4 protein-coding genes and 1 pseudogene are annotated in these 12,548 nt (G+C 42.0%); 3 read left to right on the plus strand and 2 right to left on the minus strand.

Annotation, left to right across the window (positions count from 1 at the left end; translation table 11 throughout):
- Positions 1-77 precede the first annotated feature (77 nt).
- On the minus strand, positions 78-9,329 hold the full coding sequence (locus AC0THY_RS03325) for a DNRLRE domain-containing protein (RefSeq protein ID WP_489993054.1): 9,252 nt from the start codon (positions 9,327-9,329) through the stop codon (positions 78-80).
- Positions 9,330-9,707: 378 nt separating this feature from the next.
- Between AC0THY_RS03325 and AC0THY_RS03330 the strand changes: the two genes are divergently transcribed.
- From AC0THY_RS03330 to AC0THY_RS03340, 3 genes and pseudogenes are all read left to right on the plus strand, one after another.
- Positions 9,708-10,085 carry a BlaI/MecI/CopY family transcriptional regulator gene (locus AC0THY_RS03330; RefSeq protein ID WP_489993055.1) on the plus strand — a complete coding sequence of 126 codons (378 nt, stop codon included), beginning with the start codon at positions 9,708-9,710 and terminating at the stop codon, positions 10,083-10,085.
- 19 nt (positions 10,086-10,104) lie between these two features.
- Positions 10,105-10,893, plus strand: a pseudogene (locus AC0THY_RS03335) (M56 family metallopeptidase); the annotation flags it as partial.
- A gap of 87 nt (positions 10,894-10,980) precedes the next feature.
- The gene (locus AC0THY_RS03340) at positions 10,981-11,454 is read left to right on the plus strand and encodes a hypothetical protein (RefSeq protein WP_489994230.1); all 474 of its coding nucleotides are present in this window, start codon (positions 10,981-10,983) and stop codon (positions 11,452-11,454) included.
- A 218-nt stretch (positions 11,455-11,672) separates the two neighbouring features.
- On the opposite strand, the gene AC0THY_RS03345 is transcribed toward AC0THY_RS03340, so the two are convergent.
- Positions 11,673-12,491 carry a MerR family transcriptional regulator gene (locus AC0THY_RS03345; RefSeq protein WP_489993056.1) on the minus strand — a complete coding sequence of 273 codons (819 nt, stop codon included), beginning with the start codon at positions 12,489-12,491 and terminating at the stop codon, positions 11,673-11,675.
- Positions 12,492-12,548: the final 57 nt, after the last annotated feature.

Below are 12,548 nucleotides of genomic sequence, written 5' to 3' on the forward strand. Positions count from 1 at the left end.
AAGGGTCATATGATTTTAGACCACGCATAGAGTTTAACTGATATCTGCCCTCCCGAATAATATAAAAGACCACAGTTTTAATGAAAGCAATCTCTTTCTTTTTTGCGCTTACCTATACTGATAATATACTTCCTTTTACAGCCTTCTTTTTTCAAAAGCCTCATATATTCAGATATAGATATAAAATTATTTTTATAGTCGTCAAGAAATGAACTGTAAAATTTAATCTTCTTTCCTGACGCTTTTGTAATCCCCGCAACATAATGCATTCTTTTACCCTTACCAGGCCATTGAAACAAAGTAATAATCCCACGGGAACGTTTTACTATATTTTCCCATCCCCACCAAAATTTGCTTTTCACATCTTCAAAATAATTTTTTAAATATCTTTTTACAGTAAATGGTAAAATTCCCCCTATCCCAACTGCATTCCATGCACGTTCTGCTTTATTTCCTCCTCTCATAATCACCAATGAATCTAATACTGTTTTAAAAGTGGGCTTATATCCGTGAAATATCATTAAATTATAGGTAGCTATCGCCGCACATCCATTATCAGCAACATTCCCAAATGCTCCAACCGGTATATCCTCCATCCGTTTACCATCTACCATCACGCCGTATCCCTGATCTTTTATAAATTTTTTATTATGTCCGCTTAAATCCAAGAAATTCACCGGATCATTTGCACAGTACGAGTACAAATGTAAGCTGGATGGTTCCTTTTTTTCTCCCCTATAGGTATCCCTGGTAATAAACCGTCCGTCTTCCGGGTCATAATATCTGGCGTTAAGATAATATAAACCAGTGGCGCTGTCATAGATACCTCCTGTATAGCAAAAATCTGTGAAGATTTCTGAACCATATACCTCTGTCTCACCAAATGTTCCATATTGATAACTTTGTGCAATAGTACCTGTTGAATTTAAAATTGCAGTTGTACTATTTCTAACATCCTTATTATAGAAAAAGTATTCTCCATTCAACTGATCTTTACAGCGCTTGGCTGCTATTACGTTATTCTCACCATTTAATAGGTAAAGATCAACGGTATCATCTTTTTCATCTGCTGTTAAAAATACGGTAGCGCCCTGGTAGTAATAATGGGTGACAGAACCGTTTACCTTTGTTTCTGTTCTCTGCCCTTCCCCATTATACTTATTTTCCTGTGTTACTGACAGTTTGTTGTCTTTATAGATCTTCTGACTTTCTAACTGGTTCTTAATATCATAAACAGATTCTGTGCGCAAATTGTTCAAGTCATCTAATTCCAGAACAAGATTTCCTCTCTTATCATAATGATAGGTACATTTTGATTCTGGTGTTGTTCCCTTTTTCTGCTCAGCCGTTACAATCTGGTTAAGACTATTATACGTCATAACTGTCTCTATGTTGTCCTTTTTTTCACTTATTCTATTTCCTACTTTATCATATGAATAAGTATTTACTGACGTTTTCCCTGTTTTTTTGTTATTGATTGTAACCTTTATTATTCTTCCAAGAGGATCGTAATCATAGCGGACGATCTCGTCTACTTTCTCTCCCTCCGTCATTCCTTTCGTATTGCAATACTTACTCTCCGTCAAAATGTGAGAATTTTTGTCATATGTGTATTCATAAGATTCCAGACAATTTGTCAATTCTGGGCTGTCATAGTAAGCAATTTTGCTTATCCTGGAGAATACATCATAAGTATATTTCTTATACACTATTTTATTAGAGCCTGTATCAAATAATCCTATATTAACAATCTCTGTATCCAAATTGCCTATTCCTGTATAGCTAAAATTGTTTAATATTTCTTCCTGACCGTTTTCCTGAACAGCAAGAATTTCCGTCTTCCAGCCATATTCATTATACACATACTTGAGACCTTTAAGCCCTTTTCTCCTGTTAGGTGGGTATATGATTTCCGTCAAACGCCCATCCAAGTCATAGGAATATGCAATCCTGCCCCCTGCAAGCTGGGCCTCACTTGGAATATCCTCTCCATTATATTCTGCAACACCTGTCAGTTGATCATTTTCATCATATGTATAGTTTGTATAGTGATATCGTTTCTTTTGCCCTCCACTGATTTTGAAATCCTCGATGACCAGTATCTGATCTGTCTCTGTATAGGTATATTTTGTCTCCAGAGATTGTGAACCGTTTTTATCAAAGCACCCTTCCTGTTTCAGGCGGCTTCTCTCGTCATATTGGAATTCTTTATAGTTTCCATCCGCATAAGTCTCCCTTATCACGTTATCATTATTATCGTATACATAAAATGTAGTTATAGGAGTTATGCTGCCATCTCCCAAGTCAGATGTCTTTATTTTATTTCCACTGGTATCAAAATACTCTTTACTCACATTGCCATTTGCGTCTGTAGTCTTAGAGCTAGTGGTTCCATCCGGCTCCAATACATCATTTTCAAATGTAGTAACATTGTCATTACCTGTCCCGTCATTTATCCTGACTTCTTTTAGGGCCTTAAGGTTCTCATAGACATACGTTACCACATTCCCTTCCCCATCTTTTTTTGATGTTTGATGGTTCATGACATCATAGGTACTACTGGTTACAACTGAATCATCTGATATCATCCATGCGCCTGTTGCAGCATCCACACCCGGATTTAAAATACAAGCGGTTACATTACCATTTTCATCATAAAGGCTCACAGTAACTGTACCTTCCTCTGAACCGTCTTCTGAACAAATATGCTGGGCAATCACCTTGCCCTCTGGATCAAACTCACTCCAGGTCATTAAGCCACCCTTAATTGCTTTCACACTTAACCCACCCGCACTTGTATAAGTCTTTTCAGTGCTCCCTCCCGGACTCACGTTTTCCAAGACAGATAGAAGTTCTTTCTCTGTTCCCTGACTCCATTCATAATCATATGATGTTTTCCATATGAGTTGATTTGTGTCCTTAATCTGTTTTTTCTGGACGATCCGGTTCCTGGTGTCATAGCTGTAAATGAATTTTGTTCCGTCCTGGCTAGTTTCCTGAACTAATGTGCCGTTTTTGTCATAGATATATGAAACCGATGACCTCTTGCCATTCTCGTTATATTCAGCTAAAACCTCTCTTCCCATAAAATCATAAGTATAAGTCACCGTATTGCCTGATCCATCATCCGTATAGATCAGCCTTCCCATAGTGTCATACCTTTCAACCGAGACTGTACTTTTCCCGTCTATAGTCACTGTAGTAGTCTCCGTCTTTATACCATCCTTGTCATAGGCATACTCATACTTAGTCGTGGTTGTCAGATAAGCCTCGGTATTGTCCTCGCCAATCACCTTTATCTTATCCACTGTCTCCTTTTCCTCACCAGGGAACTCACTGTCTTCATCATAATAAAATGTCTCTGAAATATCGCCGCTTATAAGGTCCTCCTCATAAATCAGGTTTCCATACTCATCATAATCATAGTACTCGTCATCATATATTTCATCATCATATCCCTCAGTAGTTCTGGTAGGCAAGTCATCAACATACTCATTAATCTGATTTGCGTATTCGTAGGTGACCTCCCCTCCATTTTCCTTATGTTCCATAACCGGATTCATATTCTGGTCAGGGTCATAAACGATTTCCTCTGTTTTTGTTTTTGACTTTGTAATCACTTTGCCGTCCACTAATTCCTGATAATAAACCTGAAATGTTTTTGTTTTGGGCAGATTATCTTCATATGTGTAAAAAGACTCTAGTCCAAGAATATCTTTTCGATACAATATATTCCCAAACCGGTTGCATTTTACCATCTCCCCTTTTCCATATACCCCGTTAAGACCTTTTTGGATTACCGTAGAAGAAACGTAATCTCCACTATTTAAATCTTCATATGCAAACCTTACTGACTCTTTCTGTCCGCCTGTTATAGGATATAGTAATTCACTTACCTTTTTGCCCTGATAAACTACCGTATATGGAATTTCATTTGCGTCCTTGATAACAGATAGATTTCCCTGACCATTATACTCGTACAAATAGCTGACACTTTCACCATTTGTTTTTCCATCGCTTCGTACGACTTTGTTCAGATGATTCTGTTCATCATACTCATACTGAAGATCTGAGCCATCCGGAAGACTGATTTTTCGAACAAGGAGCAGATTATTTACAGCATCCTCCACAGAGACACCTGTGTTCGTTACATTATTGTTAGCAACTTGTGTCATATCCACTACCTTATTTTCTACCGGCATAGGCCCTTTAGATGTCTTACCGTTTTGCTCCAGATCTTCTATGGCTTGTTCTACAATCTTGTCTGCCTTCTCCTTAGCGTCTATTTCATAAGTAAAGGTTACCATAAGATTTTGATTTGTGACTGCTGTTAATAAACGTCCGGTCTTTCCGTCGTGAGTAAGCAGTAAAAAGCTCCCATTCGGTTCTTTTACATAAATCAATTGCCCACCGCTATTGAATCTATATTCCAGATTGTCTTTAGTTAACATAGTATAACTGCTTACAATCTCCTTAGATATTTTGCTGTTTCCATTTTTTGCTGGTATCTCTACTGTCTCCTTTTTCTCCTCTGCCTTCAAAGTAATGTATCTTCCCATAGAGGAGGCATACGTCCCATCCTGCAGTTTTTCGAAAAGGAAAATCGTCCCTGTCTCGTCTCTCAGGGCTTTACGGTCTATCAGCTTATCTGCCTCGTTTATATTTAATAGTTCTATATCATACGAATGATTCCAACCTAAGCCCAATGAGGATACCGTGCTTGCCTGACTGTTGTACGTCCGGTCAATCTTCACTGGCAGCTTTTCATTTTCTATCTCTGCATCTGTCTGCGTATAGACAAAGTTGCCCTGACTTTTCTCTACATATCCGGTACCAACAGGATTTTCAAAGCTTTCATATTCCCAATAAGACTTATAACCTAATAGCTTAGTATACTCATCTCCATCCACTACTTTTGTGCTGATGACATTTGAAAAACTGCTATATACCGTCTCGTCTTTTCCCGTCTGCACATTCTTCTTTTTTCTGACAGCTCTGACTCTATAGTAAAAATCCTCACCGTAATTTATGTTCAGTTCACTGTAGTAATCATCTTTAATTCCTGTAACAGTTGCCTTCTCCATATTCAACAGTTCGTCTCTGCTGCATGCACGGTATATTTCATAGCTGACGTCATCCGGAATTTTTACTTCGGTTTTATCTGTCTTGTTTCTATCCCATGTAAGATATGTTTTATAATTTAGTTTACTGACTGCCGTTACGGATATAGGAACATAATTATCCATCTCCGAAACCCTAAAGCTTTCCGGCTCCACCGTATTCCCCACCAGCCGCAGTGCTTCCGTGTCCACGGGCGGTACCTTATCCTGGTATTTCACCGCCAGGCTGCTGACGGTCAGTTTGTTTGCAAACAGCTCACTGATCTGGTACTCTCTCCCTGCCTCTATCTCTATCCAGTTGGAACCTCCATCTTTTACATAAAAGGATCTCACATTAGAACTTCCCGGCCGTACGTCCCTTACCAGGGTAAATCCCGACAGAGGTTCCTCGAACTCCAGTGTTTTTGCATTATTTGATGTAAGGTTCAGCTCTCTGTTATAAGCATTCTGATAGGACGGTACGGAGTAGGTTACCTTTCCTGCCGCATCCGTACATCTGGCGATAATCGTATGCTTTGTCCCATCCGGATAGCTGCCCTTTAAGTTTCCGAAATTCAAAATCCACGGGCTGCCTGGCTGCTGATTGGTTCCTGAGATCTTCTGATTGTCAATATACCATTCCACGGTCCTGGGCGTTGTGCCATTGTTTGCTTTCAATTCCAGGTAATTGGTGTTTTGGGGTATGGAGTACTCAGATTCTCCCGTCCGCAAATAAGCCGGTTGCTCTAACACATAGACTGGGTCCACAATCGTCCAGGTATTGTCCCCCTCCTTCTTGGTATAGGAATACTGAGCGGTCTGTGAGTTACCCGCTACATCTTCAACACTCAGCAGAAACTGGTATGTCTTTCCAACCTCATAGTCTCTGCTTCCTATATCAATGGTCTGCAGGACGCCATTTTCTATGCTAGACGTTCCAAATCCCACCCGCTTGTAGGCGCTGTCCTCCTGTCCCTGCTCCTTCATCTGGAGGGTCCAGATCTTCAGGTATGCATCCATTGCGGTCCCTCTCATCGCTCCCTGCTGAAGGCTTGTGAGAAGAACCATTGGCTTTGTCCTGTCATAAATGCACTTTACCGTTGCTTCCCTGCCGGCGAAATCTGTAGTATCTACCGCGCGCACTTTTATATCATAAGCCCCTTCCTGTGCAGGCAGTGTAACGGTATAATACCCCTGCATTTTACCGGAATTCGGAATTCGGTTCCAGGTGCTGCTGCCATTCATCTGGATTTCCATGGCTTTTAAAGTATTGATGCTTGAGGGCAGACTCCACTGGATCTGCGCCGTCCGGTCATTCCGGTTGCTTCCCGTCAAGGTTGGGGCCGGAAGCTGGTTTTGAATTTTTACAGTCTCGCTTTTGGTCGTCTTGTGGTTTGCGTTGTCCTCAACGGTCAATACCAATGTATACGTACCGTTCTTAATATTCAGCGTATTAAATGGTTTTGTGACGGACGCAGTTGTCACGTTACTGTATACCGTATCCACCTTATTTCCGGATGTGTCCTGCAGTATAAGGCTGCTGGTCTTTATCCCGCTCCCGGTTCCGTCGCTGCAGGCCGCGGTGATCTGAACCGTATCGTGCAGCGCAGTCTTGTCCTGGGAGTAGGTGAGCGTCCCTGTGGGAGCTGTCCTGTCACGTTTGTAAGACACTTCTTTTATGACAGCATTATCGGTCCTGTCCTTAAGACGGATGTGGATGGTGTACGCGCCGTCCGGCTTGTTCTGATCCGTGCTGTCCATGGTAAAGTTTCCGGCATACGGGCTGGATGCAGAGGTGAAGCGCAGATTTGCCGCATTTTTGTAGGTCTGCGGTTTCTCCCCCTGGGGTGTTATATTATACGTTACCCCGGAAGCTTCCATTCCACTGTGTAGTTCCGTGATATTGCTAAAATAGATAATAGGATTCCCGTTCTCTGTCCACTGTCCTTCTGCGGGCTGTGTGGTGACTGTCCCAAATGTGGGCGGAGTGATGTCCACCTGATAGGTGAGTGATTTCACCGCGCTGATATTTCCCGCATAGTCTACCGCACGGACATGGATGGTATAGACTCCGGAACTTGGAAAATTGGAAGCTGGTATTTCCACTCTTCCGGCTGCGCCGCTTCCTGCCGCTGTGTAGGCTCCGCTTCCCACCTGGTACTGTATCTCTTTGAGATGGACATCCGATACACTGCTCCAGCTCAAGATGGGATTCCGGATGGCTGTATAGCCGGTGTGGTCAAGCGATACGCTTCCGATTACTGGCGCTGTGCTGTCGATATGGAAGTTCCAGCTTCTGGCAGCCCCTGCGATTCCTCCTTTATCCACACCGCGCACCCATAGGCGATAGCAGCCCTCTCCCCAGGTATTGCTGCCCCCTATGGATGCTGTTCCGGACGCGGCTGTGCCGATCTTCGTACTGCTGCTATAGTCAATAACCACGCCCGCTTCCGTACCTGTGGCGTCATTCATCTTTACCAGCCTGTATTCCACGTGGTCCAGTGCTCTGGAGGATATACCACTCCAGGTTACCTGAACTGTACTTCCTTTTTTGTAATAATTTGCGTTTGTCTGTACCTTGTCCGGCTTTGTGGGTGCATCGTAATAGACTACCGTCAGCTTTGGCCTCTGGGATGCGGTTGCGTATCTGGAATTGTAAAACTGTGTATAAAATCCTCCTGTTCCTTCTGTGGCTGCGCGCAGCATAACACCATGCCCCGGAAAGTCATTTCTGGCCATCTGCCTGGCATTTTCCGTGATATTCAGTGTGCGCTTTGTTCCAGCCTTTCCCGTTGTTTTGAACTGATCGTAATAGCTGCCCGTGTTGTAGGAAGGTTTGTTGTTCCAGTTGATGCTTGCAGCCTCCCAGCTGTCCTTTGTCCTGTAAGCGCGGACGTATTCTCCGGCCACACCGCCACCGGACTCATACAGATCCAGCGTTGCGCTCTCCACATACTTTCCTGCCAGCTTAGTCCGGATATCAATAAACTTTATGTAGGTGCGGTACAGTCCCTGCTTGCTGCTGCGCCCCACAGAAATGGTCTTTACACCGCTGCTGTAATAATTGGTAGCCGGACTTCCGCCGCACACATACACATCTCTGATCTGACTGGTTCCCGTCCAGGTAACCGTGGGGTCTATGGTCACCGGGTAGGCTCTGTTCTCATCCCTCAGATAGTTTTCAGACGGAATAACCGTCAGAATATAGGTATCATCGACACCTTCTTTCTCCTCCAGCTCACATACTATGTCTTCTGAATATGCTTCCCCCGTGACGTCATTCATAAAGGGGGCCTCAATGCCTCCCACCATATCTCCGGTAACTTTATCATAGAATGTAAAGCCTTCATCCGTGGGATTCTCCCTGATATCCATGCCCTGCAGATGAAATTCAAAGGAAAAACGGTTGTTTTCCAGAATCTCATTCAGCACAATGCTTTCCTTTACTCCGATATCGCTGGACTCGTACTCCAGCTGATAGGTCTGCGCCTCGTTTTCATAAACTGCCTTTAACGGCTGGTTGGATTCCTCACCGTACAGATCCACGCTTTCCATATCTTCGATAGACACAGGCCGGAGCGCGTCCGCCTCCTTCTCAGCGGATAAACCCTGCACCTCTCCGCCACTTCCGGAATTGTCTGCTTCAGGCTCCCCGTCTATGGGCATACTTTCATTTAAAGAGTCCTGATCTGAAACCTCCTCCGCAATGGGCATTTCCTTACCCAATGGAGTTACATTTCCAGCGTCCGCCTGGCTCTCCAACCCCGTTGATTCCTGTATGGGATAAAAGGAGATGCTGTACCCTTCCTTTTCCATCTTGATCGGAGTCGTCTCAGACAAGATTTCCGGCAGATACTGTTTACTGTCTCCTTCCCTGTTTTCATATGCGTAGCCATCCAGACTCTCCCCATTTATGCTCTCCTCAGAGGCCACCGGAACCAAGGCGGGGTCATAATCAACTAATTCCCCTCCATCCTTCTCAAACCGGACATCTCCACCATAAAAAACCTCCATCTTTCTATTTCCGCCCAGATCAAATACGGTTGAATCTGTGGTCCGCTTCTCTGTTATTTCATTTTCCGCAGTAACCTGATCCGGTTCTATACTTTGTTCTGTCTCTGCAATTTCATCTGCTGCTTTAACCAGCAATTGATCCCACGACGCAGAGGTGGCTAACATACATACGCTTAATATGACTGCCATTGTCTTTTCAAATATTTTTTTCTTCATAGTTTTCCCTTTCTGTGATTTCACAACTCACTCTTTAAATGTGTTACAATAATTTTCCTTTCCTTTAATTATTTGTATTATTATATATTATACTGCTATTTGTCTTACTTTTCAAGTGCTATACTAACGTTTTTAAGATTGAATATTTATTAACAAATTCTCAACTTCCTCTTGCAATAGTGTCCTATTTGTTATAGAATATATTTAGTAACTATTCAGCAGGTGTGCGCATTTTACTGTGCAGACTGTAAGAAAATCATTCAAGAGTGCAAAAATTCCATCACCAAAGGTGATTTTAAATGGATTTTTGCATGTAACTGCGAAGGTACTGAACAGTTATTATATTTATAAATCTATTAAAAAAGAAGGGATGATCTTTTGAATACGAATCTTACAAACACAACGGAAGAAATTATGAATTACCTATGGGAACATGAAGACGGATTGACTTTTCGGCAAATCTATGACTACTTTACACTTACACAGAACAAAACCTGGAAACGCCAGACCCTGTATACCCATATTACCATTTTGATGGAAAAGGGGTTTATACGGGCAGAGGGAACACGCAGGAAGATGATCTATATTCCTGCCGTCACTTTAGATACCTATCGAAAATACTATGCTGAGAATGTATTGAATGCACGCTACGACGGATCACTTTCAAAATTTGTCTCAGCCTTTACTGACAATCACACTCTGACCCAGGAGGAGGCTGATGAGTTGTTGGAGCTAATAAACCGGAAAGAGAAATAGTATGAGTTTACTTTTTAGTATGTCATTGTGTGGCACGCTTCTTTTTCTATTTGCTCTTTGTATTGAACATTTATTTTTGAATAGAACCGGCGGACGCTATGTGCTGAGAGTTTATAAGATTGCTCTGGCATTTTTTCTGTTGCCATTACAGTACTTTAAATATAATTACTTAGATTTTTTGAATTTACTTGATAGCAGTTCAATGGATGTCTACAGTATTTCATTTGTAAAGCGTTCCGATAAAGTGCCTGTTCAGATAGGAAACAATGAATATTATTTTTACTCAAAACCGCTATTGATTTTCTTAGCTGTATCTCTCTGTATCTTCATTATATGTCTCACATATCAATGCTTTCGATATCACAGGGAGATGCAGAAAATCAAATCATTTTCCTTTCCTATGGAGGATGCTGTTTTTGAGAAAGTGATTTCTTCGAAAGATGCGGTTGTCCCAAAGAGTACACACAATATCAAAATTTTTAAAAATCCATTTATACAGACTCCCATAACTTCCGGAGTGCTCCATCCAAAAATTATTTTTCCGTCTAAAGAGTTCACACCCAGAGAGCGCGAATTTCTTTACCGACACGAATTATGTCATGTTAAAAACAGGGATGTACTGCTTAAACTTGTCTGTATTTTGACACTCATTATTCACTGGTACAATCCTTTCGTGTATTTACTCTACATAAAAATTAGACAGTTGTGTGAATATGCCTGTGACGAGATGGTATTGGAAGGGGTTTCAGAAGAAGACAGGATTTATTATGCTACACTTCTGGTAAATATGTCCGTTTCAAAGGAGACAGTAAAGGAAGAAGATATGGTGAGTAAACCTCTGTTTGTCCAGCGGTTCTCCAGTACCAAAAAAATGCTAAGAGCGAGGATATTGATTATGAAAAATGTGAAGAAAAGCACAAAAATCAAGAAATTGTTAACATCCACAGCCGTGATTATGATTCTGATGTCCTGTACCATGTCTGTATTAGCCTATGAACCGCCAGCAGAAGAAATTATTTCATCAGAGACTCCTGATGATTACATTGTAAATAATGAAGATTTCTTTTTTGTGCCGGATGGTGTTGCTGCCAATCCTCTGGAACATGATGACATCACCATTGACTACTCTGAGTCCGGCAGTGTATTTATAGGGCCTGATAATATCCCTCACGCTGTAATATCAAATCAAATCACTGCCAAAAGTACATGCTCACACAACTATGTAAGCGGAATTATCAATAGACATGTAAAAAATTCCAGTGGAGGCTGTACAATAAAACAATACAATGGAAAAAGATGTACAAAATGCGGCGCAACTATTTTAGGTACTTATATTAACAGTTATTCCTATGCAAAATGCCCCCATTAAAGCGAAACCTTTTTGCTCTCTTGAATATTTGTTACTGTTCACACTTTCATAGTAACAAATATTACAGATAATTAAGAACACATGCACAATTACGGTTTACAATCCTATACTTGCATGCTATATTTAAATTGTTATGTAGAACGTGGCCTTTCTTCTCCCCTTTAGGCCAGCAAGGGGCGGTCTATGTGACAGGGAGGGAGCTTTTTTGGCTCCCTCCCCTATTTTTCCCCTTCTTTATATCTCACAATGATCTCTGTTACATAGCTGTCCATGTTCGTGCTCAGAGTCTCGTTCAGCCCTCTCTCATAAGCATATCCCACAAGCTCCAGGTCATGTTGATTTGCATACTGCCTTATCTTCCTGTAGGCACAGGGAGTCTTGTCCCAGTCCCCATTGCAGACAATGCGCAGATACGTGCCTGCGGGGCGCAGGTTTAGTACCTTTCCCTCACTGTCATATGGTTTGATATAAAAGTAATCATAGTCCTCATACATCTCATTGCGAATCTTCTCACTGGAGAGCATAATCCCGTAATTGTGATTGTACAGGCGGTAATACCCTTCCCTCTGAATCAGCTCCGCAAGAACCATATAGTATTTCTCATCCGACGCCCCTGACAGGGGGCTGCTCAGGACAAACTCCTCATCCGGATAGGTGACTCTCTGTATCTCATCTCTTTTGCTCTCCTTTGACAACACCGCCAGCTGCCTCTTTTCCTCAAGCAGCTGTTTCATATTCAGAAGATTTTCCATTTTCTTGTCAATCTCTGATATCTTATCCTCCACGATCCGGTTCGTGTCATCCACATTCCCACTGATTGCTGCCTTTATCTCCTCAATAGACATCCCAAGCTCCCGAAAGGCCAGGATCAGTTCCAGGTCCGCGATCTGCTCCAGGGTATAGTACCGGTAACCGTTCTCCCCGGTTTCGTTGGGGGAAAACAGTCCTATGGAGTCATAATAGTGCAGTGTCCGGTTGTTGATTTTATGCAGCTTTGCAAGCTGTCCTGTGGTCAGGGTCCTCTTCTGGTTTTTCAATTTACGAACCTCCTTGACATTACACTTAGTGTAAGGTTTATCATATCATAAGAAATC

The sequence above is a fragment of the Ruminococcus sp. 8Y-12 genome (assembly GCF_058119865.1).

Excerpts from the sequence above, each read along its gene's own strand:
- AC0THY_RS03325 (WP_489993054.1), bottom strand. The coding sequence starts at position 9,329 with ATGAAGAAAAAAATATTTGAAAAGACAATGGCAGTCATATTAAGCGTA.
- AC0THY_RS03340 (WP_489994230.1), top strand. The coding sequence starts at position 10,981 with ATGAAAAATGTGAAGAAAAGCACAAAAATCAAGAAATTGTTAACATCC.